Origin of the sequence: Actinotignum urematis, assembly GCF_051264595.1 — a bacterium.
In the GTDB taxonomy this organism is placed as follows: Bacteria; Actinomycetota; Actinomycetes; order Actinomycetales; family Actinomycetaceae; genus Actinotignum; species Actinotignum timonense_A.
This window is the reverse complement of sequence record NZ_JBOZBG010000005.1, coordinates 30529-56215: the sequence shown is the minus strand read 5'-3', so window position 1 is coordinate 56215 and position 25687 is coordinate 30529. Positions and strand designations below refer to the sequence as shown.

General features: G+C 64.0%; 13 protein-coding genes. 4 read left to right on the top strand and 9 right to left on the bottom strand.

Annotated features, from left to right (window positions below):
• Positions 1-9: 9 nt before the first annotated feature.
• The 3 genes from ACRQDJ_RS04020 to ACRQDJ_RS04010 are packed head-to-tail and all read right to left on the bottom strand — an operon-like array spanning position 10 to position 3698.
• Positions 10-1149 (bottom strand): DUF2398 family protein, encoded by a 1140-nt coding sequence (locus tag ACRQDJ_RS04020; protein WP_435713240.1) that lies wholly within the window; start codon positions 1147-1149, stop codon positions 10-12.
• Positions 1146-2657 carry a DUF2397 domain-containing protein gene (locus ACRQDJ_RS04015; RefSeq protein WP_435717801.1) on the bottom strand — a complete coding sequence of 504 codons (1512 nt, stop codon included), beginning with the start codon at positions 2655-2657 and terminating at the stop codon, positions 1146-1148. Before ACRQDJ_RS04015 ends, ACRQDJ_RS04020 begins: the two co-directional genes overlap by 4 nt.
• 18 nt (positions 2658-2675) lie before the next feature.
• On the bottom strand, positions 2676-3698 hold the full coding sequence (locus ACRQDJ_RS04010; protein WP_435713242.1) for a variant leucine-rich repeat-containing protein: 1023 nt from the start codon (positions 3696-3698) through the stop codon (positions 2676-2678).
• Between the two features lie 214 nt (positions 3699-3912).
• On the opposite strand from ACRQDJ_RS04010, the gene ACRQDJ_RS04005 reads away from it, so the two are divergent.
• The gene (locus tag ACRQDJ_RS04005) at positions 3913-5673 is read left to right on the top strand and encodes a zinc ribbon domain-containing protein (RefSeq protein WP_435713243.1); all 1761 of its coding nucleotides are present in this window, start codon (positions 3913-3915) and stop codon (positions 5671-5673) included.
• Between the two features lie 255 nt (positions 5674-5928).
• Here ACRQDJ_RS04005 and ACRQDJ_RS04000 read toward each other — a convergent pair whose 3' ends face one another.
• The 5 genes from ACRQDJ_RS04000 to ACRQDJ_RS03980 form a co-directional block, all read right to left on the bottom strand.
• A complete protein-coding gene (locus ACRQDJ_RS04000; protein WP_435713244.1) occupies positions 5929-7032 on the bottom strand; it encodes a DNA glycosylase AlkZ-like family protein in 1104 nt (367 codons plus the stop codon).
• A gap of 190 nt (positions 7033-7222) precedes the next feature.
• Entirely contained in the window at positions 7223-16303 is a 9081-nt protein-coding gene (locus ACRQDJ_RS03995; RefSeq protein WP_284903517.1) for a type I polyketide synthase, read from the bottom strand.
• A gap of 84 nt (positions 16304-16387) precedes the next feature.
• The gene (locus tag ACRQDJ_RS03990; protein WP_284903519.1) at positions 16388-17992 is read right to left on the bottom strand and encodes an acyl-CoA carboxylase subunit beta; all 1605 of its coding nucleotides are present in this window, start codon (positions 17990-17992) and stop codon (positions 16388-16390) included.
• 116 nt (positions 17993-18108) lie between these two features.
• Positions 18109-19863 carry an acetyl/propionyl/methylcrotonyl-CoA carboxylase subunit alpha gene (locus ACRQDJ_RS03985; RefSeq protein ID WP_435713251.1) on the bottom strand — a complete coding sequence of 585 codons (1755 nt, stop codon included), beginning with the start codon at positions 19861-19863 and terminating at the stop codon, positions 18109-18111.
• 2 nt (positions 19864-19865) lie between these two features.
• Entirely contained in the window at positions 19866-20912 is a 1047-nt protein-coding gene (locus tag ACRQDJ_RS03980) for a biotin--[acetyl-CoA-carboxylase] ligase (protein ID WP_435713247.1), read from the bottom strand.
• A 285-nt stretch (positions 20913-21197) separates the two neighbouring features.
• On the opposite strand from ACRQDJ_RS03980, the gene ACRQDJ_RS03975 reads away from it, so the two are divergent.
• The 3 genes from ACRQDJ_RS03975 to ACRQDJ_RS03965 are packed head-to-tail and all read left to right on the top strand — an operon-like array spanning position 21198 to position 23808.
• On the top strand, positions 21198-22109 hold the full coding sequence (locus ACRQDJ_RS03975) for an ABC transporter substrate-binding protein (protein ID WP_435710890.1): 912 nt from the start codon (positions 21198-21200) through the stop codon (positions 22107-22109).
• Positions 22109-22975, top strand: coding sequence for an amino acid ABC transporter permease (locus ACRQDJ_RS03970; RefSeq protein ID WP_435710891.1), 867 nt, complete (start codon positions 22109-22111; stop codon positions 22973-22975). The genes ACRQDJ_RS03975 and ACRQDJ_RS03970 overlap by 1 nt, the downstream gene beginning before the upstream one ends.
• Before the next feature lie 8 nt (positions 22976-22983).
• Positions 22984-23808, top strand: a complete 825-nt coding sequence (locus ACRQDJ_RS03965) for an amino acid ABC transporter ATP-binding protein (protein WP_435710893.1) — start codon at positions 22984-22986, stop codon at positions 23806-23808.
• A 140-nt stretch (positions 23809-23948) separates the two neighbouring features.
• On the opposite strand, the gene pgi is transcribed toward ACRQDJ_RS03965, so the two are convergent.
• Complete coding sequence (gene pgi / locus ACRQDJ_RS03960) at positions 23949-25604, bottom strand: glucose-6-phosphate isomerase (RefSeq protein ID WP_435710895.1); 1656 nt, start codon at positions 25602-25604, stop codon at positions 23949-23951.
• Between the last annotated feature and the right edge of the window lie 83 nt (positions 25605-25687).

Here is a 25687-nt window from a genome sequence, read left to right as displayed (position 1 = left end):
TTGCTCCTCCTAAAACAAACTTTCGTCGACGACGGCGTCTTCTTCCAAATCAGCTCCCCGGTAGCGCGCCGCGAGCGGGCTCAAGCTCCAGCCTTCGGGCCCCGCTTCCAGCAGGCCGGTCTCGCGCAGCCGTTCTTCGGCTTTCTCCGCCAGGACCCGCGGTGATTCTTGGAGCTCTTTGGTGAGCTTCGCCCCGAAGGCGGCGTGAATATCCGCGGCCACCCGCTCAATATCGGCACGCGATACCCGCCGCCAACTACCTTCCGCGCCGGGCGCCAGGCGGTCAATAAAAGCCAGGCAGGCCCAATCGAGCGCGGTGCTGCTCGGGAACAGCACATGGACGGCGCCCGGGAAGTTGCGATCTTGCGGAAGGGAGAGAAGGGCGACGTCGCTCCGTATTTCCACGATACCGCCGGTCATTTCTTCTACGAGCGCCATGATTCGGCCACGTTGGGGGCCGTACAGGTAGGCGCGTTCTTCTTCGGTGAGCTGTTCGGGGTAGAGAGCTTGCTGTTCGATGAGGGCACGCATAATCACTTTGCGCCGGGTATCTGTTTCTTCTACCGGGGATAATCCCAGATCCACATCGTCGACGTTAATAAGCATCATGAGGCAATCGCGGTGGATGCGGTAGCCGGCCCCGAAACCGGAGCCTTCCCGGGCCCAGGTATCGAGCCGGATTTCATCGGTGAGCCGGCTGAGTACCCCTTGGTCGCACAGCCATTGCACCGCGGCGATGAATCTTCTTCGATGCGCGAAAGTATCGGGATCGTAGGGCCAGCCGTTGCGACTCGCGGAAGAATTGCGGACCTGGTCGGAGAGCTCTTGCAGGGTGATGGAATCCCCCTGCTGGTCTTCCAGACTGGCCGCCGCGTAGAGGCGCAGCAGCAGCTGGCCGCGATCCGGATGTGCGCCCACCGGCACGGAGTTTTTCCCGTCCAGCGGAGTGCGGCGCAGCCGGTAGCATTCGCCCACGTGGCCGATCCGGTAGCCGAGCCGCTCGCACCACATCTCCAAGTCTTTAATATGGCGACGCACCAATTCGGTCAGCTCTGGATTGGTCCACGGTGCCACCACGGGAGAACACAGCAGCCCGATGAAGGCCAGCTGTTTTTCGGCTCGATCCGAGCTAAACATCGTGACGCTCATCGAGTGAACTCCACAATTCCATTGGCGAGCACCAAACGCCCGGCTTCCGTTTCGATGACGGCCGAGCCTTCCGTCCGGGTGAAACGCAGGCGCCATTTACCATCTTTGGTACGGGATTCGCGCACGCGGGTGTCCTTTTTATGCCGGCGCGCCCCGGAAATCAAGTCAAGAAGCAGATCGGCCTGGGTGCGGTTCAAGGTGCCCCATTCACTCAATTCGCTCCCGGATTTCTTCGCCAGGGCTTCCGCGGCGTCGGCAATATCGAGGTTGCGCTGGGCAGCCAAGAGTTTTGCCTTGCGGATATTATCTTGGCGGTTGATCATTTGCGCCGGCCGGCCCCGTACCGCGCGCGGCCCGCGCACCCGCAGCTTGCGACTAATGGGAACCGGCGGTGTTTCCCAAGCGGATTGTTGATGCCCGGCAGAGATATCCGGGACGGTATCGGTAACGTGCCTGGTGGAGTACAAACCCGTCGTCGCACACCATATATCCCAGACCGTTTCCTCATCGGGAGCCTGTTCGAGGCGCTCGGCAAGGCGCAGGAGATCGGCTTTTCTGGATATTGTTCCGCTCACGGCCAGGAGGGCGCGGTGGCCCTGGATGGTTGGGGCGACGGCGTCTCGAATTTGGCGGCGCAGCCGTTTGGCTTGGGAAGCCGACCCCGTAAACCAGTTATCAAGAACATCCAGCACGCGCCACAGCTGCCGGGCGGTGGCGAGCAGAGTTTCTTCCGCAGCTTTCGAGCCGTGGCGCGGAATCGCCATGGCTTTCCACACGGACATATCGGTGGCCTGGAGCTGGGCAACGAGCCGGGAGATGCTTTCACTGCACGCATCTACCCCGGAGCCCCACACTTCCGAATAGGCCAGGATCGTTTCGAGGGTCGTCACGATTTTGTCACGGGTGGGTTCCCCACCGAGCGCGGAGGCGAGCCGCGATTGCCATTGGGAAGCGGTCTCCCGCATATCGGAAAGCGTGCTTTCCACCTGCGCGAATGACTGGCTGGCTTCCGGATATTCCGCGTGCTGGACCTGCTCGAGGGTTTCTTCCAAGAGCTTGGCGAGGATAGCCGGGGCCAGCAGCGATGCCGTGGACTGGGTACCCAGGTCGTTTTCTATCGCGAGCGCGGCTTCGTGGAATTTCGAGCCGGCTTCGGTGAGTTGGTAGCGGTACCTATTGCGAAGGAAATCTTCTTCGGTTTCGGCGTCATCCTGCCAGGCGGTGCAGGTGCCCCACTCGACCAGGCTCGCCATGCGCGCATCAAAATTGAATTCTTCGAGGAAGCGCTCGGCTCCCTCTGTTGGAAGGTAGCCGCGCACTAACTCGAATAAATCGTGATGGCTTACCCCGGTGAGGGTGAATTCACGTTGTTCGTACAGTACCTTGACGATCAGCCGGTACTGCCGCGCCAGCTCGCTGGTGAGGAAGCTGGCGGCTTTGAGCGCGGCAGGCAGATCGAGGCCCGCCCACGCGGGAATATCCCCGGTGGGCGTGTCCGGCTGAGTCATCCCAGCACTCCTTGTCATTTAGTTCTTTTTGACCACCACTACGATAGCCCAGATGGAGAAGGCAATATTCACGATGGTGGCGAGCATAAGGAGAATGAAACCAGATCCAAGGTTGGCGAATCCGGAGATGTCAGGAAGTTTGGACAGAGCGTTCATGATTCCGATCAACCACAGGAGTCCGAAGAGTAAGCCCACCCCGCCGGCGGTGGCCATGGTCCACTTCTTCTTGATAACCAGCGCGAGCGTGGAGAAAACAGCCGCGATGAGGTAGCAGAGCAGCACCATCCAGCCGATTTCCGAATCGGCGGTCATGAGGCTAACGGAGAATCCAAAGCTCGAAACCAGAGGCAGGAAAACGGAGAGCATCGCGAGCACCTGAGCGCCGATGAGCACAGCCGGAATAATCACATGCCACTTGGAAGCGCGCCCCGCGGAGGCAGCCGCGAAGCTCTGGCGCATGGCACCGGCCTGCTGGGCGACCGCCGGAGCCACCCGGTTGCTCACGAAGTCCTTGGCCCCGGTGGCGAATTGCTTGAGACCTTCTTTCATATCCCCCACGGAATTATCTGCAGCGCCCGGCCCGGCCACCGCGCCCTGGGCGACGGCCTCCTGGTATTCCCGCAAGGTGGGTTCGCGGCCGTTATCGAGTTGGAAGCGGGCCTGCCACTGCTCGGCGGTGAGCGGTTGCGGGGCCTGTTGCGCGTGCGCGGCGGGCTGCTGGAACTGGGGTTCGGGTTGCTGATACTCACCGGCCGGCTGCTCCGCAGCGGGCTGTTCTTCCGACTGCGCTGCCGGTTGCGCTTCCGGTTGCTGGGTCTGCGCGAACTGTGGGGCCTGCTGCGCCTGGCCTTCGGCCTGGCGCTCGCGAATCCAAGCAACCAGCGCCGGGTAGCACTGCGGATGGACCGCGATAGCATCCCACAGGTCGGGGCGCTGGGCCGCAATATCGGCAAGATCCCGCGCGGTAATCTGCGGGTCGCCTAAGTTTTCGAGGGTCATTGTGCGCGGATCGTACATCATAGCGGTTCCACTTTCTCCCATAGAATTTCCGTACCGCAAAAACGCGGACGAAAACCCCGTGTAGCTACCAATACTTTCTACGGTTAATATACGGAGTTTTCTCCTGTAGCAACAGTATCCCAGTTACCCTAGGTACGTGGAGTTTATGAAAAACTCTACAGGTACGACGGCGGGGCTCATCACGCGAGTTCCACCTTCCACGTCACCGTACTCCATCTGTGAGGAAGGACCTCTTATGACTAACGGACCTGACCACTTCCCACCGTCCACGCCGGTGCCGCCACCTCCGCCTCCGCCGCCCTCCGCGCCAACGCCTTCCGCGCCGAGCCCCGAGGAAGCGGAGCTGACCCGGACAATTCCGCCCGTCGAGGAGATGCCGGCAGCACAGCCTGAGGCTACTCCGGCGCATCCGCTCGCGGTCCCGGTTCCTCCCCCGCCTCCCGCACCGCCGGCCCCCGCGCATGCCGCAGACGAGCAGCCCGAAGACGATTTCTCTGAAGGCAACTGCTCCGAGGTCGGTCAGCCCGACGAGCAACATGCCGAAGAAGCTACCCCGCAGCCCGATCCAGAAGCCACACTCGCCGCTACAATCCCTGCGGCGGATTCGCCCGCGCCAGCGGCGCCGTCGCCCCTATCCCCACGTGAGCCGGAAGCGTGGATCACGGCCGATGTTGATGCGGGCGCGCCCACCCGTACCGCGCTTCCGCGGATGCTCGAGGAGATTCCGAGCGCGGGCAGTGCTGGGGCCGCCCCGGATGCGGTACCGGCCCCGGGTTATCCGCCCGCTCCCGGTTATGCGCCGCAGCCCGGTTACGGCGCCCCGCCGCAGGGCTACGCACCTCCGGGCGGGTACGGCACCGCGCCGAGCCCGGCCGCCGGCCGCGGAATGCCGGGCGGAATGTACGCTACCGCCCCAGCCCCGTCGCTCCCGCGGGAGAAGAAATCCCATAAGAAATTGTGGATTAGCCTAGTGGTTTTGCTGGTGCTCGTCGTGGCGGGAGTTATTGGTTTTAAGGTGACGGCTAGTAAGTTCGCGCCGGAGAAAACGGCCGAGGCCTACCTTTCCGCGATTGTGGACGGGAAGGCCAGCGCCGCGCTCGAGGTGTACGACCCGAATGTGCGCTCCGGCGAACGCCTGCTCCTCAGCGACGAGATTTACAGCAAGGCCACGAATCGGCCCACCGATTTTGAGGTCATTTCTGCCTTTAAGCAATCGCAGCCGGGCGGGAAAAATACCGTGCGCGTGAGCGCCGAATTCACCATCGATATGAAGAAATATCCGGTTGATCTCACTCTCAGTGAGCGCGGCAAGAAATTCCTGTTCTTCTCCGAGTGGCAGGTCACTGATGCGCCGCTGGGGACCTTGGTGCTACGTTCCGCAACGCCGCAGCTCAGCGTCAATGGGGTCGACGTCGATCTTTCGACCACGGTGGACCCGGCCGACAAGAGCGAGCGCGCCAGCGGGTACTATTCGCTGCCCGCTTTCCCGGGTACCTACACGGTGGGTGCCCAGGGCGGAGACACGTACGTGAGTTTCGGGGAGACGGAGAGCGTAACCGTTCCGGTTCTTGACTTGAGCTCCCCGGCCGTCATTGAACCGAGCTTCACTCCGGAGGTGGCCGCGGAAATCCAAAAGCAGGTGAATGCGCGGTATGAGGCGTGCATGCCCGCCGATACCTTCGAGGTGAAAGACTGCCCCGAATTGAATATGAGCGATCCTGTTTTCCAGGCGGTGACGGAGATTCGGCGCTCGTGGAAGGAAGAACCCAAGGTCGAGGTGGAGGCCTCCAGCCTGCGCTACGAGGATGGCGCTTATGTGGGCACCGCCAAGGTCAAGGGCAAGGCCATTATTAATTACAAGCAGCGCTACAGCGAGAAGGATCCCTGGAAGGAATCGGAGTGGCCGGTCAATATCTGGGTGAACCGCACCCTGCGCTTCGAAGTGAAGGACGGGGCGATCACGGTAGATTTCTCCAAGGATAATTACGGCTGGTAAAGAGGCTTATGACGGCCTGTAGGTAGCCCGGATCCGGTCCGGTGCTGCATATGCCGGGCCCGGTGCCGCACGACGGGCCGGGCCCGGAGCCGGCCACCGGACCTGGTATATGTTTTCCGAGATGTACTGCCGATGTCGTACATGCGAAGTACAGCTCGGAAAACACCTCGTGCCCCCGCAGGTGCTGATGTGACTCCTGAGGTTCGGCTATAGACGTCAGCTCACCTTATAGAACTCAGCTCGACTTCTATGACCTCAGCTCACCCAGGACTTCAGGAGACTCGTTATCTCGCTTCGAATACCCTCGGGTGAGAAGCCCTCATCCACCTCGAGGTTTTCTATTGCTACGTGCCCATCTTTCGCCCGCGCCGCCACGCGCCCGATAATCCGCTCATCACACAGAATCGGCATCCCGAAATACCCGAACTCCCGTTTATGCGCGGGCTTATATGCCTCGAGCCGATAGTCTTTCCCGAAGAGTTCACGCTGGCGCGAACGCGTCCAAATAAGCGAATCGAAAGGAGAGAGCAGCGTAATACTGCCCGTCTCCCACGTGGCGCCATGCAGTTCCTCCATGAAGGCCTCATCAGCAAGCCACGTTCCGGCCAGCCCGCGCACCTCAACCGGTACATACCCGTTCGCGACACAGCGCTCGCGAATATTCGCACTTTTCGGGAACCTGAAATAATCCACCACATCGTCAAAGCGCGCGATCCCGAGAGCGCGCAGAGCTAGCGCAACGGTACCGTTCAAACTCTCGTCCTCATCGAGCAGCTCCGAACTCGGTAAACCCGCTTGCTCGGGGGTGCAATAGATTCTTTGCCACTTCTCGTCTCTGCTGATTACCGCGAGGTCGCCGATGCTCAGTAACCATTCGCAGGCGGTTTTGACCGGGCTGCTGCGTTCCCAGCCCTGCCCCACCGCGCGCCCGAGCTGCGAATGCGCCGTGGGTCCGTTCTCGCGTATGCGCTCCAACACGGCCCGCGCCACATCGTGATCGACCTGGGGACCGGATAACCCGTATTGTTTAATGCGACGACGACGCCAATGGAGCAAGGGCCATATTGACCTGGGCATAAGTGAATGCGCGTGGCCCCAGGTTTCGAAGAGGCCGGTAGAACTCTCGTGTAGCAACGGCAAGCTATCTTTATCCACTCCGCGGGCGAGCAAAACCAATTCTTGGGATCTGCGCACGGCCTGTAGCGAATCAATTTGAACGCAGCTGAGGCGCTGGAAAACATCGGAAATGGAAGCACCGGCGCTGCGAGCTTCCGGGGCGAGCCCCTGCGCCGTCACCGCAATTTTCCGCGCGGTTGCTATGTCAATGCGATACCGCGGTTCACTATCAGGATTCACCATCACGGTATTGAAACATCCACGACCGCCCGGAAGCAAGCACGTGCATAGGTAGAAGAAAATGCGCGCCGAGCCACAAGCAACGCACACACAGATAAGAAGCCAGCGTGCACATAAAACGGGGCGGGGTGGTTCGTGATGAACTGCCCCGCCCCGCTCTTATGGGATGGATCCGCTCTGCTTTAGCTCTGCTTTAGCGCAGCTGGTACTTTCCGTTCACCAGGCGGTAGCGCGGATCGAGGAGCAGCGCCGCTTCGCCTTCGTGGCGGTCCCCGGCGAAGCGCTCATCCACCGAGGTTTCGGTGTAGAGCGGCGCGTGGCCGACCATTCCGGCAACCAGGTGGCGTGCGCCTTCCAGCAGGCGCATATCAGCGCTCTCCCGCCACAGCTGGGCTGCCTTCGCGCCGTTGGTGCGCGCGATAGCCGCTTCGAAAGCCGCCGGGTGCACGAGCATCATGAGCGCGGAAACATGCCCGAAGCCGAGCGAAGTCAGCACGGCCGCCTTGATATCGCCCACCTCGAGAACCTCGCGCGGCCACACCAGGTAGCTGCGTTCCTCGAAAGCCGGATCGGAGCAGTCCAGGGCCTTATTCCCCGGGATCTTCCCGGTGGCGAACATCTGGGTGATGCCAGCCATCTGGAAGAGCGCCGCCCCGCCCTTGGAATGCCCGGTCAGGGTCTTCTGGGAAACCACGTAGAGCGGGTTACCCGCGCTGCGGCCCAGCGCCGTGAAGAGGCGGTCGTGAAGTTCCGCTTCGTTCGGGTCATTCGCATTGGTGGAGGTGTCGTGCTTGGAAAGCACGGCGACGTCGTCCACACTCACGCCGAGGGCGCGCAGGTTCGTGGCCAGCACGGAGTTCTCTCCGCCCATGCCGGCGGCCAGCGCTCCCAGGCCCGGTGCCGGAATCGAGGTTTGGATACCGTCCGCGAAGGAACGGATATAGGCCACCACCCCGTAGACGGGCAGCCCCATCTGGGCGGCCACGTCGCCGCGGGCCAGCAGCACCGTGCCACCGCCGCAGGCTTCCACGAAGCCACCGCGGCGCAGATCGCCAGCGCGGGAGAAGAAGCGCGGGTTGATGCCCTTCTTCGCCATAGCGGCAGAATCCGCCGTCGCATTCATATCACCGAAACCGATGAGGGACTCGACCTGCACGTCATCAATCGCGCCCGAGACCACGAACTGGGCCTTGCCGGTGGCGATCTTATCCACGCCTTCTTCCACGGACACCGCGGCGGTCGCGCAGGCACCGATCGGGTGAATCATGGAACCGTACCCGCCCACGTAGGCCTGCATGGTATGCGCGGCGATCACATTCGGCAGGGTTTCCTGGAGGATATCCTGCGGGTAGTCCTTACCCAGGAAGCGATCCACGTACAGGCGGCGCATGGAGGTCATCCCGCCGAAGCCAGTGCCCTGCGTGGAGGAAACATCCACCGGGTGCACGTATTCGAGCAGCTCCGCCGGGGAGAACCCGGCCGAGAGGAAGGCATCCACCGCCGTCATGAGGTTGTAGATAGCCATGCGGTCCGCGCTCTCCACCAGCGATGCCGGGATCCCCCACTTGGCCGGATCGAAATCGGTGGGGAACTGCCCGCCCACGCGGCGGGTGAGGGTGGTACGGCGCGGCATATAGGTCAGTGCCCCGGCCTTGCGGGTCACCCGCCATTCGCCGTCTTCCTCGAAGAAGCTGGTGAAGCTCGGATCCGCTTCGGCGTGGGCGCGGGCTTCCGCTTCGCTGCCCACCGTGAAGGTCACGTCCTTCTCCAGGTAGACCGGGGCGATATCGGTGGTCCCGATATCGGCCAGCGGCCCGTCATCCACGAAGGCGCGGATACCCGAACGTGCCACAACTTCATCGCGGTAGCGTTCGAAAATATCCTCTTCGGGAACCAGCTCGCCCTCGGGGGTGTACCAGCCCGGCTTCGGGGTATCGAACCAGGTGAGCAGGCCCATCATCCAGGCCAGCTCCAGCACCCCGGCCGGGGTGAGGTCCACATCGCCGTCGCTTTGAATCCCCAATTCGGCTTCCCACCGGGTACGCGAGCTGCCCCACGGACCGGTTTCTCCCAGCCCCACGATCACCACGAGGTCCTCGGGCTTGGCGCTGCCGCTCCCGAAAGCACCCAGGTCCATGGTCGGCTGGTGGATGCTCACCGGGCTGGGCAGGGCCCGCACGCTCGGTGCGGCCTGCGCTGCCGGAGCGGGGGCGGCCGGCGTGATGCTCGCGGCCAGTTCGGGCAGGTTAATATCACCCAGCCCACCGGTCATATCGTGGATAACCGGCGCGGTGCGGGCAGCCGCCACCGATTCGGGGGTGAAGAGGGTGAGCAGTTCGCGTCCGGCTTCCACCGTGGACCAGGTATGCACGCCCTTGGCTTCCACAGCTTCCACCAGCGGATCATTCCCGCCCATGAGGCCGGTGCCGCGCACCCACCCGATCTTCGCGTGCGCGATAGTGGTGCGCTGCCCCCACGGCTCCACGCGCCACTTATTGACAACGGCATCCAGCGCGGCCTTGACTTCGCCGTAGGCGCCGTCCCCACCGAAGGAGCCCCGGTTCGGGGAGCCCGGCAGAATCACGTGCATGCGATGGTCAATGGCGGCATCGGTGCCCAGGCTCGCGAGGGTGCCGATGAGGCGTTCCACGCTCCACAGCAGCACGCGGGCCTGGTTTTCCGCTTCGGGGCCGGCATCGCTGAGGTAGCCGCTCACCCGCGGTGCCGCGAAGGGCACCAGGAGGTCAGGAATGAGGGCCGGCTTGACGAGCTTCGAGGTGGCACCCACCGTTTCACGCTGCTCGGCGCCGATCCACGCGGTGATCGCGTCGACGTCGCGGAAGGAAGCGAGGTTGGCGGGGATAAGCCACAGTTCGGCACCGTTGATGGCGTTCTCACGGTAGAGCTTCTTAGCGAAGTTCAGGCGCGCGGTGGAGATACGCGAGGAAGTGGCGACGACGGTTGCCCCGCCGGCCAGCAACCCGGCCACCACCGCACCCGCGATGGAGTTCTCCGCCATACCGGTCACCACCGCAACCTTCCCGGCGTAGATCCCCGGGGTGGTATCGCGGGCAGCGCGGGCGATCTTCGTCAAGCGCGCCGCGAGCTTGGGATTACGGGCCGCCTGCCATTCGGCCTGGCGGGCCACTTCTTCCCCAACGCCGGTGAAATTGGCGTTCACTTCGCGCCCGAAGGCGATCTTGGCCACGTCCTCGCGGGCGGTGGCCCAGCGGTCGCACAGGCGCACGGCCTGGGCCGGGTCGAAGCGCGGGGTCACGAAGTCTTCCCAACCGCTGCCCAGTTCCGCGCTCATCGCTTCGCGCAGGGCTAGGTCATCAGCGGTTGCGGGCGCCTCGGGGCGCTCGTTGTGGCCGAGGCGCGCGAGCAGATCGCGCGCGGTTCCGGCCAGGATCGCGTCCATACGTTCGGCATACGCGTCCAGGGCAGCGGAATCGACGACGCCGCCCGCCCCGCTCCCGGTACTCGGGAGCGCAACGTTGATGCCGTGGGCCGCGCCCACCGCCCGCACCGCCGCGTCGATGAGTTCATCGAGCTGGGCGGCCGAGGTGGGGGCCAGCGGGAGGGTAGCCAGTTCATCGCCGCGCACCGACTTACCTTCGCGGGTACCCAGGAGGATGGTGGCGGTCACGTGGGCCACCCAGCCTTCGCCGAGCTGCCAGGTATCCTGCACCCGCTGGGCCACCCGGGCCGGCTTAGCGCCGGCCGCACCGGTGAGCGAACGCAGCCGGTCCGCGATAGCTTCGCGCAGCACGCTCCCGAAGGGCTTATAGGAGTGGGCGGCCTGATCCACCTGGGAAACCAGGGTGGCCAGCGGTGCTTCCGCGGCGCCGTCCATGGAGGCCAGGTCGAATTCGGCGGTCATATCCATGAGGATCTGGTTGCGCTTGGAGGAAACCCCGTTGGTGAGGGTTTCGACCGAGTCGGCATCGCCCATCTGATCCAGGCGGATCTTCGTGGACCAGGCGAGCAGGACGCGCAGGGCATCCCCGGCCCGGAAGGGCAGGTCCGCGGTCGGTTGGCCATCGCCGGCCGGAGCCGCGGCGGGTGCCGGGGTTGCTGCCGCGGCCGGCGCGGCCGCAGCGGCGCCAGCAGCAGCCGCATCCGGTGCGGGAGCAGCAGCTTCCGGAGCAGCAGCAGCGGTTTCGGGGGCCGGGGCCGCGGCGGTATCGCCGCCGTTCGCCGCAGCGCCATTGGCACCGGCCGCAGCCGCCGCGCCGTCCGCGAATCCATCTTCAGCAACCGGGGCGCTGGCAACATCCTCGTGCAGAACGCGCTTGGCGTCCCGTTGCACGTTGTATACGCTCACGTGGCGCTGGGCGTGCTTGGGTAGCGCGAGGGTGCGGGTGGCCATATTCGCCAGCGTCGGCGAAGCGGCCAGGCCGATTTCCACGATATCTTCCACCCCGGCCTCAATGAGGTAATCCTGGGTTTCAATCCAGCGCACCGGGGAGGCAAATTGCCAGGCCAGCAGCTCGATGAGGATCTCGCGGGCGGTACCCACCCGGTCGCGCTCCACGCGCGCGGCCAAATCATCGCGAATCTCGCGCACCACCGTTGAGGGAACCACCTCGAGGAGGGCATCGCAGAATTCTTCCGTCAGCTCGAAGGGGCGGGCCACCAGGTTAGGCAGGTAGCGCCCTTCAAGAATTTCGAGCTTAATATCCGCGGGAACAATAGCGCGCAGGGTATCGCCAAATTCGGCTACGCCGGTGCGCAGCACGCTGGAATGGAAGGGAACATCAATACCGGGAACCAGCATGAAGGGACGTTTGCCCCCGGCCTGCCGGGCCCGCTCATTAGCGTCCTTTTCCAGGGCTTCCAAGCCCGCCACGGTTCCGGCCACCGCGTACTGGGCGCCGGCCAGGTTGTAATTAACGATCTCGAGGAATTCCCCGGAAGCGGCAGCTACCTGCGCGACGTAGTCGCGCACGGCGTCGTCGCCCACCCCAAATTGGTTGGGACGCAAGGCACCCATGCGGTAATTCGAGCGGCCCTGCTCATCGCGTTCCACCAGGTGATGCATGGTGGTACCGCGCCGGTACACGATTTCCAGCACGTCCTCGAGGCTGAAGACCTGCGAGTAGGCGGAAAGCGCATTGTATTCACCCAGGGAATGCCCGGCGAAGTAAGCACCGCTTACCAGTGAACCCTGTTCACGCAGGCGCGAGGTTTGGGCGAAGGCCACGGTCGCGAGCGCCACCTGGGTGAATTGGGTGAGGTTAAGGACCCCGTCCGGGTGGCGGAAGATCTCGTCACGCACCCGCAGTTCCACGGGGTTATCGCGCACCACCGCGAGGATGGAGAAGCCGAGGGCGGAACGGGTATGCCGGTCGGCGCGTTCCCACACCTCGCGCACGGCAGCGGAGGCTGCCCGGTCATCGAGGGTCATGCCGCGGGCCTGGATGCCCTGGCCCGGGTACACATAGGCGGTGCGCGGGGCGCTCACTGTGCAGGAAGCCTGGGAGACCACGGTATCCCCGCAGCGGGCGGTCACGTCGAGGGCGAGCCCGCCCCCGCGCACCCGGCCCACGCGCTCCACGGTAATATCCACCGCGTCGCCGAGGTTCACCATGCCGAACATGCGGTAGGTCCACCCGGTGATATGCATGGGGGCGCGCCCGGCCACCGGATCGGCCACCGCGTGCTGGGCGGCGGCGCACAGCCACATGCCGTGCACCAGCGGGGCATCCATTCCCGCCACCAGCGCGGCGTTGCGGGATACGTGAATCGGGTTGAAATCACCGGAAACAATCGCGAAAGCCGTCATATCGGTGGGGGCCTGCACGGTGACCTTGCGCAGCACCGAACGGGGGGTGTCGATAATATCGGCATCCACTCCCCCGCGGGCGGCCGGTTCGGAGGGCAGTTCCGTGGTGGTGGCGCGCCCGCGCATGGCGAAGCGTTCCTGGAATTCCAGCACCACGGTGCCATCCTCGCGCGCAACATTCGTGCGGATGGTCAGCACCCGGCCGGCCGAAGATTCGGCCACGGATGCCACCCAGGAGCGCGCGGTGAGCTGCCCGGCTTCCAGGATCTCCTCCACCGGCACATTCACCTTTTCCAGGTGATCAAGATGCACGCCGGAGAGCAGCCCTTCAATAATCGGGTAACCATCGGCTTCGCCCGAACCCATCGCGGAATAGATGGTGGGCCAGCACGAACCGAGCAGCGCGGAGGGCACGGCCGTCGGGGTGCGCCCGGCCGGCGCGGTAATCCCCGCGTGCAGGGTGTTGATCTCCGGGGAGACCGCGAAGGTGAGGGTGGCAACGCCGTCGATCATCTCGGGTTGCTTCGTGATGGGGGTGCCGCCCAGGGTGGTGGTTCCCACCCCGGACATCGCGGCGAGCACCTCGCGCATGGCCGCTTCCAGGCGGGCATCATCCACCACGGGCAGCCCGCCGGTGGCTACCGATTCGGGCAGCAGCAGCGGGATGCGCATATGCCGCACCACGTGCTGGTGCGCCTGGGTGCCATCCCAGAGGGTATCGAGGGGCACGAAGATTTCCAGGCCCTCCGGGGTATCGCGGATTTCCGCTTCCGGAATGAGGTGGGCCGGGTTGGTGGCCAGGTGGCCGTGCCACACGATGAAGGGGGTTTCCCGCAGGAAGGTTTCCCGGTCGCGTGCCGCGCGGGAGAAGGCCGGCTGGGCCTGCGCCCCGGCCGCGCTCACTCGGGCCACGGCGTCTTCTTCGTAGCGGCCCAGGATATCGGCGATGGGCTCATCGACCTTGGTGATGGCGGCCACCGAGGTGGGGCCGGGAATAATACGGACCTGGTCCGCGGTGTAGCGCGGGTTGTGGGATTGCCACAGCGAATCCGAGCCCCAGAAGCGCAGCACCTGCTCGTTAATCACCGGCACGAAAGGCACCGGCTTGGGGTACTTGGAGGCCAGGGCCACGAACCAGGCTTCGTCCTGGGCGAGCACGGTGTGTTCTTCCGCGCTCGGGTAGGCGGCGAGGAAGCGCTGGAGCGCGGCCTGCGGATCGGCGGCGGCATCGGCCTGGGTCGGGAAGAGCGTGGGAACATCCCCGCTTTCCGCTTCGCACAGGCGCGCTTCGAAACGCTGAAGCATTTCCCAGAAGCGGGTTTGGGTGGGTTCGTCGGCCCAGGGCACGGTCAGTTCCACGTAGCGGCGCAGCGCCTGGGCGTAGGTCATCTGCGCGATATCCCCGAAGTAGGGCTTCGCGGTGGCGTTGATCGCGGTAATGATTTCCTCGCGGCGCGCGGCGATGGCCTCGGCATCCCCGTCCACTTCCACGAGGAGGCGGGCGGCGCGGGCGGCCGCGTTTTCCACATTGTAAATATCGGCGTGCAGGGAGGACTGGGTGGAACAAATACCACCGCGGGTCGAGCCGGCCGCCACCCAGCCGCCGTTATCATCCGGGCTCACACCGGGCGTATCAACGAGCAGCTGCTTGACGTCCGGATTCGTTTTCGCTTCCTTCGCGGCCATGGCCGCGGTTCCGATGAAAACGCCGTCCACGGGCATGGGTCGCATACCGTAGGCCTGCGCCCACGTTCCGGTGAGGAACGACGACGCCCGCTCGGGAATGCCCAAGCCGCCACCCACGGTAATAATGAGGCCGGCCTCACGCATCTGGCCGTAGGTCGCGATGAGCAGGTCTTCCAGGTTCTCCCAGGAGTGGTGCCCGCCGGCGTGGCCGTCTTCTACCTGCGCGATCAGCGGGGCACCCGGGCATGCCTTGGCGATCTCCACGAGCTGGCGAATCTGGGCCACGGTGCCGGGCTTGAAAGCAATATAGGGGAAACCTTCGGCGCGCAGGCGCGCGATAAGTTCGAGGGCTTCGTCCTTTTCCGGAATTCCGGCGCTAATGACCACGCCGTCCAGGGGCGCCCCGGCGGCGCGCTGGCGGGAAACCAGCCGGCGCGAGCCGAATTGGAGATCCCAGAGGTAGCGGTCCAGGAACATGGTGTTGAACTGGGCTACCCGGCCCGGTTCCAGGTGCTCGCGCAGGGTGGAGAGGTTTTCCGCGAGGACTTCTTCGGAGACCTGCCCGCCCCCGGCGAGTTCGGTCCAGTAGCCGGCGTTGGCGGCGGCCGCCACGATTTCCCCGTCCACGGTGGTCGGGGTCATCCCGCCGAGCATAATCGGGCTGCGCCCGGTCAGCCGCGAGAAAGCGGTATCCAGGTAGGTATGGCCCTTGATCTGGCGCAGCTGCGGGGCGTATTCGGACCAGTCGCGGGTGCGGGTCACGCGCGCCACCCCGGTCACCAGGTCATCGCGGGCCGCGGCGGTGGAGGCATCCACGTAGCTCACCCCGGTACCGGCCAGGTTTTCCAGGGCGATGGTCTTGAGGTTCGGGCCCGGGCCCAGGTCCACCACGAAACCGGCCGGGGTGCCGCCCTGCCCTGCTTCGTCCAGGGCGGCGGCGAATTCCGCGGTCCAGTCCAGGCTGGCGGTGAGCACGGCGCGGGCCAGCTCATCGCTGCGTTCCACATTGAGGGAGCAGCGAGCCGCCCAGGCGTCCACCAGGGCCACGGCCGGTTCGAGGAGCGGGGAATGGAAGGGAGCTCCCACGTTGAGGAATTCGCAGACCGGGTGGAGGGCTTCCCCGCCGGTGAGTTTATCGGCGCGGGCACGCGCTTCCCGTTCAGCTTCGCGTTCGATGAGGGCTACCAGGGCGGTGAGGGCGGCCGGGCGCCCGGATACCACGCAGGCTTCCCGGGAATTAATAATGGCAACATCCGCATCCGGAACCTTGGCAGCCAGGCGGCGCAGCAGCGGGGCACCCACGCCACGCACCGAGAGCATGGGGCTGGCATCCTTGCTCGCGGTAATCCCGAGTTCGCCGCTGACCTTGGAGGCGGCCGCCCCGATGAGCCGGGCGAGGGCAAAAATACTGGCCGGATCGCTGGATTCCACCATGGCGGCGGCCAGCACGCCCTGGGAATGCCCGATGGTGGCGGTGGGGCGCACCGCCAGGTCGCGGTAGGCCCCGTACTGGCTGAGCAGGATACCGGGAACCGAGGTGTGGGGGGCGCGCCCGGCGCTGGCCGGGCCGCGCAGCCCGAGCAGGTCGAGGCGCCCGGCGGAAATCACGGTGAGTTCGGGGAGCACCGGGGCGAGGATCTCCTCGGCCGCCGCGTCCACCTCGGTCAGGTCCGCGCGCAGCCGCGCGGAGGTGAGCAGCTCATCTAATTCGGCGCGCCAGGGGGTACCCTGGCCGGCGAATTGGAGGATCCACGGGGAAGCCGGCGGGGTGGCCGTCAGGGATTCATACACGCTGGTCATAGTGTTCTTTCTGCTAGATGCGGGAGGTCCCGCGAGGCAATTCTTGAAAAATGGAAAGATCGAAATTGGGTTCGGGGCGGGCCGCTACATGGGAATATTCCCGTGCCGGCGCTCGCCGGGATGCGAGCAGTCTTTGGTGGCGAGGATGCGCAGGGATTCAATGAGCACCCGCCGGGTATCTTCGGGGGCGATAATGCCGTCCAGCTCCCCGCGTTCCACGGAGAGGAAAGGATTGACATTCTCGCGGGTGTACTCTTCGATGAGCTGCTGGCGCACCGCCGCCACATCCTCACCGTTCTGTTCGGCTTCCCGCAGGCGCCGTCGCCCTGTAATAGCGACCGCGCCCTCGGCGCCGAGCACCGCAATTTCCGCACCCGGCCACGCGAAGTTGAGGTCCCCTCCCAGGGACTTCGACCCCATCACGATATAGGCGCCCCCGTAAGCTTTACGCAACACCACGGTCACAAGGGGCGTCGTCGCATTCGCGTAGGACCAGATGAGCTTCGCGCCGCGGCGAATAATCCCGGCCTGCTCCTGTTCGGTGCCGGGCCGGTAGCCGGGCACGTCCACGAGGGTGATCACGGGCACGTGGAAAGCATCGCAGAATTGCACGAAACGCCCGGCTTTTTCGGAGGCGTCCACGTCCAGGGTGCCGGCATCCACGAGCGGCTGATTGGCCACGATCCCCACCGACTGCCCGGCCAGCGCCGCGAATCCCACCACGATGGAACGGGAGAAATGCTCCTGGACCTGCACGAATTCCCCGTAATCCACGAGGTTCGCGATGACGTCGAGCATATCGTAGGGCTGCTTGGTGGAGGCGGGCACCAGATCGGAAAGGTGGCGGGCGCACTGGGTATCCGTGGCCGTTTCCTCGTAATCCCAGCGCGGCAGCTCCGCGTCGCAATGGGCGGGCAGGTAGGTGAGGAGGGTGCGGGTGTAATCGAGGGCATCGTCCTCGTTCGCGGCCAGGTAGTGAGCCACCCCGGATTGGAAATTGTGGAGGGTCGCCCCGCCCAGGTCATCGAAGGAGACCTCTTCCCCGGTGGTCGCCTTGACGACGTCCGGTCCGGTCACGAACATATGCGCGTTATCGCGCGTCATAATAATGAAATCGGTGAGGGCCGGCCCGTAGACCGCGCCGCCCGCGCAAGGTCCCAAAATGACGGAGAGTTGCGGGATAATGCCCGATGCCGCGATTGTTTTCTTGAAGATACGGCCGTATTGGGACAGGGCGACGACGCCGTCCTGGATGCGGGCGCCACCCGAATCAAGCAGGGAGACCATGGGGATGCGCAGCTCAAGGGCTTTGTCCATGAGGGCCACGATTTTATCGCCCTCAGCTTCGCCCAGGGTGCCCCCGGATACGGAGAAGTCCTGGGCGTAGACCGCTACGAGCTGGCCGTCCACCTGGCCAATTCCGGTCACCACCGCGGCGCCCCGGAAGCCGCGCCCCAGGTTCCCGCCGGCGAACTGCCCGATTTCGGTGAAGCTGCCCTCATCGCAGAGCAGGGCGATGCGCTCCCGGGCGGTCTTTTTGCCGTGGGCGTGCTGGCGCTGCGCGGCGTGTTCCTCGGCCTGCCGGGCCAAGTCGTTTTGGTATTCCGCGAAACGCACCCGGTCCACCTGCTGGGCGCTGTGATCCAGGGTTTGCCATTCGTGGGCGGAACGTAATTCAGTCAGCGACATGATTCTCCTTCGCTACTTTCGGGCAGGGGCTCGCGTGGTGACGCATAATCGCGCGCGGGCGCATAATCGCGCGCCGGCACGGACGCATAACGCGCGGGCAGGAACTGGGCTGGTTGCTAGGCATCGGCGCCCACCACCCGCACGAGGGGTTGGAAGGCTGCCACGGTGGCCCCGGCCCGCACTTCCACGTCGGTCACTTCGCCATCGCGCGGCGAATACACGTAACTTTCCATCTTCATGGATTCGAGGACCACGAGCAGATCGCCTTCGTGGACCTTATCCCCCGGTTCCACCACCACGCGCACCACAATCGCCTGGATGGGCGAGTTCACCATTCCGCTCGGATCGGTCAGGTCCTGGGCCGGCATCGCGGTGCGGGAGGCCGCCTGGGAGCGGCGCGGTTGCAGGGTGCGGCGGGCCACGTGCGAGCCGGTGGCGATGAGCGCGGCCGGGAGGGTCATGCGCATGCGCCGCCCATCCACTTCAATAACGAAGGTGTGGCGCGGTTCTTCGTCCTTAACGGGCGCCGGGGTGCTGGCGGCCTGGGTATTTTCGTAACGCGGGAGCACGGTATCTTCCAGCCAGCGGGTGGACGGAATATGCCCGGCGAATTCTTCCATGGCCAGCACATCGCGGTACATGGCGCAGGGGGTGGCCACCCCGGTGATCTGCAATTCTGCGAGGGCGCGGCGCGAGCGGGCAATGGCCTGCTCACGGTCCGGGGCGGTTACCACGAGCTTGGCGAGCATGGGATCAAAATCGGCGGTCACAATATCGCCTTCTTCAATCCCGGATTCGATGCGCACCCCGTGCCCGAGCGGCCAGCGGATTTTCTCGATGGTTCCGGTGGAGGGCACCATGCCGGTGGCCGGGTCCTCGCAGGTAATCCGGAATTCGAAGGAGTGGGCGCGCGGGGCGGGAACTTCGGAGAGCTCGCCGCCGGAGGCAATGAGGATCTGTTCGCGCACCAGGTCCATGCCCGTCACTTCTTCGGAAACGGTGTGTTCAACCTGGAGGCGCGGATTCACTTCCAGGAAATTGACCCGCCCATCGGGCTCCACCAGGAATTCGCAGGTCCCCAAACCAACGTAATCCACCGCTTCGAAAAGCCGGCGCGACCATTCGGTCACGATTGCTTCCGCGTTGCCGGGCAGCAGCGGGGCGGGGGCTTCTTCGATGAGTTTCTGGTTGCGGCGCTGGGCCGAACAATCACGGGTGGAAATCACCGCGAAATTCCCGTGGGAATCGCGCGCCGACTGCGTTTCAATATGGCGAGCGGTGCGAATAAAACGCTCCACAAAATAGGAATCCAGGTCCGCCCCGTGGGCCGCGAAGAAGCGGTCCAGGTCAGCGGCTTCATTATGGATGGTGATGCCACGCCCGCCCCCGCCGTCGGCCTTCTTCGTAACAATCGGAAAACCGAAGCGCGCCACGAACTCGTCCACGCCGGCACGCCCCTGCACCGGGTCAGAGACGCCGGGCACCGGGGCCACGCCCACCGATTCGGCCAGGCGGCGCGCCTGGATTTTATCGCCGAGGCGGTGGAGCACCGCGGGGGCCGGGCCGATCCACGTGAGCCCCGCCTCGATAACCGCGGTGGCGAATTCGGGAACTTCGGAAAGAAAACCGTAGCCGGGATGCACGGCGTCCGCGTGGGAACGCTTGGCAATCGCGATGATTTTCTCAATATTCATATAGGTATCGGCGTAGGCGGTGCCCTCGAGCGCGTAGGCGCTATCGGCATCCTCCACGAATTGGGCTTCGCGATCAGCGTCCGCATAGACCGCCACCGTTTTTATCCCCATATCGTGGGCGGTGCGAATCACGCGCTCGGCGATTTCGGAGCGATTGGCAACCAGAATTTTTTTCATCACTACTTTCCTTCCGAGGGCGCAACCTGACCCAGGAGCGAGACTTCTCCGGTGGAAATACGCACGTCACCGGCAGTGGTGGCGACCACGAGGGCGCCGTCGGCTAAAATCTGCACCCCGCGCCCGTGCACCGGAGTATCGCGCGGGCGGTTGACGGTAATGCCCTCGCGCAGGGTTGCGCAGGTGGCATTGAGCTCGGCTAGGAGCCCGGAGCGTTCGGCCGCGCTTGCGGAGCGTTCTGCCGCGCTTGCGGAGCGTTCTGCCGCGCTTGCGGAGCGTTCTGCCGCGCTTGCGGAGCGTTCTGCCGCGCTGGCTTCTGCATCGGTCGCCTTTGCATCGCTCGCTTCCAGGTGCCGCGCGCGCGTTTCGGGTACGACGGCGCCGCTAGCTGCCGCATGACTTATTCCGCTCTCACAGGCACTCACCAGGGCGGCCAGCCGGGCCCCGAGTTCGCGCAGGTAGGCGGCGGCTACCTCATCGCGGCTGGGAACCGGGAAGCCGGCGGTGGCTAGCGAAGCCGAGGTGGGAGTGGGAAGTTCTGCGGCGCGCAGCCCCAGGTTGATTCCCACCCCGAGCACCACGCCAATATTCCCGGCCACGTCCGTACTTACCACTTCGCCCAGCAAGCCCGCCAGTTTCGCGGCGTGCGGGCGGGTAACAATATCATTGGGCCAAGAAATCGCCACGTCAGCCCCGAGCTTTTCGAGGGCGGCGCGCGCGGCCAGCGCCCCGGCGAAGGTCACCCAGCTCAGCTCCGCGCGCACCACTTCCGGCACCGCGATGAGTACCGAGAAAAGCAGGGAGCCATCTTTGGTGGCGAACCAGGAGCGGCCCATGCGCCCGCGCCCATCGCTTTGCTCATCGGCGATAAGGCCGCACACCAGCCCGGGTGCGGGAGCGCCCCCGGAGTTGAGCCAGAGTTCGGCCAGGTCATCCTGGGTGGATGTGGTCAGCTCGGTATGCAGGAGCGCAGCACCGGGGAGCCCTACCTCCCCCAGCGCGCTCGCGGTACGCGGAAAGAGCACGTTCCCTGAATGCACGTGACTCATCTCAGCCTTCTTCCCGGCGGGGCAGCCCGCCGCTAACCTACTAATGCGTAACCTTACGTAATCGTAACTTACGGATTCGTAACATACTCGCTTGTTTGAGGCGCGCCGCCGTTAGTCCTCTCACATCAGCGCCGCGCAAAGCCCGAAAATACGCCAAAGCGGCCGTTATCTACCCGCATATTCACATTTTTATACATGCACACGTATATTTACTGGCTATACTTGGGATTGTTCCGAGTAATTTCCACCCGAACACTGAAAAAACATTCACCGTAGGGGAAGAAAATGAAGAAAACAATCGCGCTGCTTGCTGCCGGCCTCCTCACGCTGGGCGCCTGCTCCAATGATGAGGCTGCTTTGACGGATTCCACCGCCGCGGCCGATCCGGGCGAGTCCGGTTTCGCTGTTGATGGCATCGCGGCAGATTCCGCCGTCGCTGCCCTAGTGCCCGCGGATGTTACCGCACGCGGGCAATTACGCAACGGCGCGTCTACCGACTACGCTCCCGCGGAATACCGCAAGGCAGACGGGCAGACCCCCACCGGTTACGATATTGATCTCACGCGCGCCATCGCGAAGAAAATGGGACTCAAAGACGGCACCACCACGCACGTGGAATTCGATTCGCTTCTCCCCCAGATCGGCACCAAATTCGATGTGGGCCTGTCCACCTTCACCGTCACCCCCGAGCGTGAAGAAGCTTTCAATATGATCACGTATTTCGAGGCGGGTTCCGAATACGGGGTGCCGGCCAAGTCCAGTGATTTCACTCCGGATGACCCTTGCGGTTTCACCATCGGCGTGCAAACGGGTTCCTCTCAGGAGGAAGCCCTCAAGGAAGCCACCGCCGCCTGCGAAGCGAAGGGTGCCAAGCCGATTAAGATTATGTCCCTCCCGGATGTGCCGCAGATCGTGACCCGGGTGGTTTCCGGCCAGTACGATGCTATTTTCGCTGATTCGCCGGTGCTCGGTTACGCGGTGGCCCGCTCAAATGGGCAGCTGAAGACCACGGGTGATATTTATGATTCGGCCCCGGTGGCTATCGCGGTGGCCAAGGATAATCCGGAGCTCGCTAAGGCGGTGCAGGCCGCGCTGCAATCCCTCATGGATTCGGGTGAGCTCAAGGAAATCTTCGCGCATTACGGCATTACCGAAGGCGTGCTGAGCACCGCCGAGATCAACCCCCAGGTGCAGTAATGGAGAAGATTCATCCGCAAGCCCGCGTGAAGATGAGCAATATTGTGTGGCTCATCGTCATGGCGGTGCTCGGGGCGATGGCGCTTAATGCGCTCATCACCAATGATGCTTTCCACTGGGATGTGGTGGGGCGTTATCTTTTCGATTGGCGGATCCTGCGCGGTATCGTCTACACCCTGGTGCTGACCGTGCTCGCCATGGTTATTGGCATTATTTTGGCGCTGACCATGGCGGTGCTGCGCGAATCGAGTAACGCGGTGCTGCGCGCAGCTGCCCGCTTCTATATTTGGTTCTTCCGCGGCACCCCGATCTACACCCAGCTCATGTTCTGGGGGTTGCTGCCGTCGCTCTATCAGAAGCTATCGCTGGGGATTCCTTTCGGGCCGGAGTTCTTCACGTTCCAGACCGACCGGGTCATCACCCCGTTTATCGCGGCGATTATCGGGCTGGGCCTGAACGAAGGCGCCTACCTGGCGGAGATTATTCGCTCCGGTTTGGGTGCGATTGACCCGGGGCAGCGGGAAGCCGCGGTGGCGTTGGGGATGCGTTCGGGCACGATTATGCGGCGTATTATTTTGCCGCAGGCCATGCGTATTATTATTCCGCCCACCGGGAACGAAACTATCTCGATGTTGAAAACAACGTCGCTGGTTCTCGCCGTCCCCTTCACCCTGGACCTCACTTTCGCGGCCCAGGATTTGGGTTCGAAAACCTACCTGCCGTTCCCCTTCCTCGTGGTTGCGGCAATCTGGTATCTGGTTATTACCTCGCTGCTCATGATGGTGCAGCATCGTATTGAACGCCATTTCGCGCGTGGTTTTGACGGACGTACGGCGACGACGGCCTTCCTGGACGTCACCCCCTAAGGAGAACAATGACTCACGCCATGGTGGACGTGTGCGATGTCTACAAATCTTTCGGTGATCACACCGTTCTCAAAGGTGTTAATCTCACGGTGGAGCGCGGTGAGGTGGTGGTGCTGCTCGGGCCCTCCGGTTCGGGTAAATCCACGCTGCTGCGCTGCCTGAACGAGTTGGAAACTATTACGGCCGGGCGGATCTACCTGGATGGGGAGCTGCTGGGGATGACCGAGCAGCCCGCCCCCACCGGGTGGCGCGGGGTGCTGGCCCGCCGGGCCGGTGCCGTTACTTCGCAAGGGACCTGGCTGCGCCAGCGCAGCGAGGCGGAAGTGGCCGCCCAGCGCGCCAAGGTCGGGATGGTGTTCCAGCGTTTCAATCTTTTCCCGCATATGAGCGCGATGGAAAATATTATGGAGGCGCCCGTCCAGGTGGCCCACCGCCCGGAAAAGGAGGCGCGGGCCGAGGCCCTGGAGCTGCTGGAGCGGGTGGGCTTGCGCGATCACGCTAATCATTTCCCGGCGCAGCTTTCCGGCGGGCAGCAGCAGCGCGTGGCTATTGCGCGCGCCCTGGCCATGCACCCCGAGCTCATGCTGTTCGATGAGCCTACTTCGGCGCTCGATCCGGAGCTCGTGGGTGAGGTGCTGTCCGTGATGCAGGATTTGGCGCGCGGGGGCATGACCATGGTGGTGGTCACCCACGAAATCGGTTTCGCCCGAGAGGTGGCCGATAAAGTAGTGTTCCTCGATGAGGGCATGATTATCGACGAGGGAACCCCGGCGCAGGTGATCGATAACCCGCGCTCGGAGCGCACCCGCGATTTCTTCACCAAGGTGCTCTAGAAAAACCGCCGCAGCCCCGCCTTTCGGTCTATTACCTCGCTACGGCAGCTACATAAACGGTGCCGGCCACTCCCGTTATTAGGGGTGGCCGGCGCTGTTTTCGTACTATTGCCGCACGGTGCTACTTCCGGTGCGCGGCACTACTTCCGGTGCGCGCGGTAGTACTCGATGAGCTGGCGGGTGGAAGCATCCTGGGCTTCCAGGGCCGCCGCGTCCCCGCTAATCGCCGGGGTGAGTTCCTTGGCCATCTGCTTGCCCAGTTCCACGCCCCACTGGTCGAAGGAGTCGATACCCCACACCGCGCCCTGGGTGAAGGTGATGTGCTCGTAGAGCGCAATGAGCTGGCCAAGCACCGAAGGGGTGAGGGCCGGCGCCATAATCGAAGCGGTCGGCTTGTTCCCGGGGAATTCCCGCGCGGTCACGATCTCCTCCGGGGTGCCTTCCGCCCGCACCTCGTCCAGAGTCTTCCCGAAGGCCAGGGCCTTCGTTTGCGCGAAGAAGTTGCCCAGGAAGAGCTCATGCTGATCGGCTTCCCCATCTACCAGCGCGAAAACAGGATTCGCGAAGGCGATGAAATCGGCGGGGATAAGCTGGGTGCCCTGGTGGATGAGCTGGTAGAAGGCATGCTGGCCGTTGGTGCCCGGTTCACCCCAGAACACTTCCCCGGTATGGGTGGTGACCGGGCTGCCGTCCCAGCGCACCCGCTTCCCGTTGGATTCCATGGTCAGCTGCTGAAGGTAGGCCGGGAAGCGGTGCAGGTACTGCGCGTAGGGCAGCACCGCGTGGGTGGCCGCCCCGAAGAAATTGACGTACCAAATATTGAGGAGCCCCATGAGGAGGGGCACGTTCTGCGCGGCCGGCGCGGTCGCGAAATGCTCGTCAATCGTACGGAACCCGGAGAGGAATTCTTCGAAATGTTCCGGGCCGATGGCAATGGCGAGGGAAAGGCCGACGGCGCTATCCACCGAATAGCGCCCTCCTACCCAATCCCAGAAACCGAAGGCATTGGCGGGCTCAATTCCGAATTCCGCCACCTTCTCCAGGTTGGTAGAGACGGCCACGAAGTGCTTGGCCACCGCGCCGGGATCTTGGATGCCGCGCGCGGCGAGCTGGGCGAGGAACCAGGAGCGGGCTTGGCGGGCATTGGTGAGAGTTTCCAGAGTGGTGAAAGTCTTGGATGCCACGATGAAGAGCACGGTTTCCGGGTCCACCCCGCGCAGGGTCTCCCCCACATCGGTGGGGTCAATATTGGAAATGAAGCGGCATTCCAGCCCGTCCTTGACGTACGGGAGGAGTGCTTCGTAGGCCATCACCGGGCCCAGATCCGAACCGCCAATACCGATATTAACCACGGTGGTGATGGCCTTTCCGGTCACCCCGCGCCAGCTGCCTTCCCGCACCTTGGTGGCGAAAGCGTACATCCGCTCAAGGACTTCGCGTACATCGGCCACAACGTTGTGCCCGTCTACTTCCACGGTGTCGTCGGCGGTGCGCCGCAGTGCGGTATGGAGCACCGCCCGATTTTCGGTCACGTTAATCCGCTCGCCACGCAGCATGGCATCGCGCCGCTCGGCAACCCCGGTTTCTTCAGCGAGTTCCAGCAGGGCATCGCGAACGTCATCATCCAAATAGGATTTGGACAGATCCACGAAAAGATCACCGGCAGTGAAACTCAGCCGCTCGGCACGCTGGGGATCCGCAGCGAAACGGGCCCGGAAATCAGCGGTGAATCCGTCATGAAGGTCATGCAGCCGCGCCCAGGCGCGCGTGGTTGTGGGGTCAATGGGGTGCGACATGGTTATCCTCATCCTCGAAGTAGTCTTTATCTCGTAGTGTAATCAACTTTGCGGCCCCGCGGCGCGCCCGCCTACCCGAGTAG

What these genes read in the sequence shown, in the direction of transcription:
- ACRQDJ_RS04020 (WP_435713240.1), bottom strand. Translation starts at nt 1,149, where the DNA reads ATGAGCGTCACGATGTTTAGCTCGGATCGAGCCGAAAAACAGCTGGCC.
- ACRQDJ_RS04015 (WP_435717801.1), bottom strand. Translation starts at nt 2,657, where the DNA reads ATGACTCAGCCGGACACGCCCACCGGGGATATTCCCGCGTGGGCGGGC.
- ACRQDJ_RS04010 (WP_435713242.1), bottom strand. Translation starts at nt 3,698, where the DNA reads ATGGGAGAAAGTGGAACCGCTATGATGTACGATCCGCGCACAATGACC.
- ACRQDJ_RS04005 (WP_435713243.1), top strand. Translation starts at nt 3,913, where the DNA reads ATGACTAACGGACCTGACCACTTCCCACCGTCCACGCCGGTGCCGCCA.
- ACRQDJ_RS04000 (WP_435713244.1), bottom strand. Translation starts at nt 7,032, where the DNA reads ATGGTGAATCCTGATAGTGAACCGCGGTATCGCATTGACATAGCAACC.
- ACRQDJ_RS03995 (WP_284903517.1), bottom strand. Translation starts at nt 16,303, where the DNA reads ATGACCAGCGTGTATGAATCCCTGACGGCCACCCCGCCGGCTTCCCCG.
- ACRQDJ_RS03990 (WP_284903519.1), bottom strand. Translation starts at nt 17,992, where the DNA reads ATGTCGCTGACTGAATTACGTTCCGCCCACGAATGGCAAACCCTGGAT.
- ACRQDJ_RS03985 (WP_435713251.1), bottom strand. Translation starts at nt 19,863, where the DNA reads ATGAAAAAAATTCTGGTTGCCAATCGCTCCGAAATCGCCGAGCGCGTG.
- ACRQDJ_RS03980 (WP_435713247.1), bottom strand. Translation starts at nt 20,912, where the DNA reads ATGAGTCACGTGCATTCAGGGAACGTGCTCTTTCCGCGTACCGCGAGC.
- ACRQDJ_RS03975 (WP_435710890.1), top strand. Translation starts at nt 21,198, where the DNA reads ATGAAGAAAACAATCGCGCTGCTTGCTGCCGGCCTCCTCACGCTGGGC.
- ACRQDJ_RS03970 (WP_435710891.1), top strand. Translation starts at nt 22,109, where the DNA reads ATGGAGAAGATTCATCCGCAAGCCCGCGTGAAGATGAGCAATATTGTG.
- ACRQDJ_RS03965 (WP_435710893.1), top strand. Translation starts at nt 22,984, where the DNA reads ATGACTCACGCCATGGTGGACGTGTGCGATGTCTACAAATCTTTCGGT.
- pgi (WP_435710895.1), bottom strand. Translation starts at nt 25,604, where the DNA reads ATGTCGCACCCCATTGACCCCACAACCACGCGCGCCTGGGCGCGGCTG.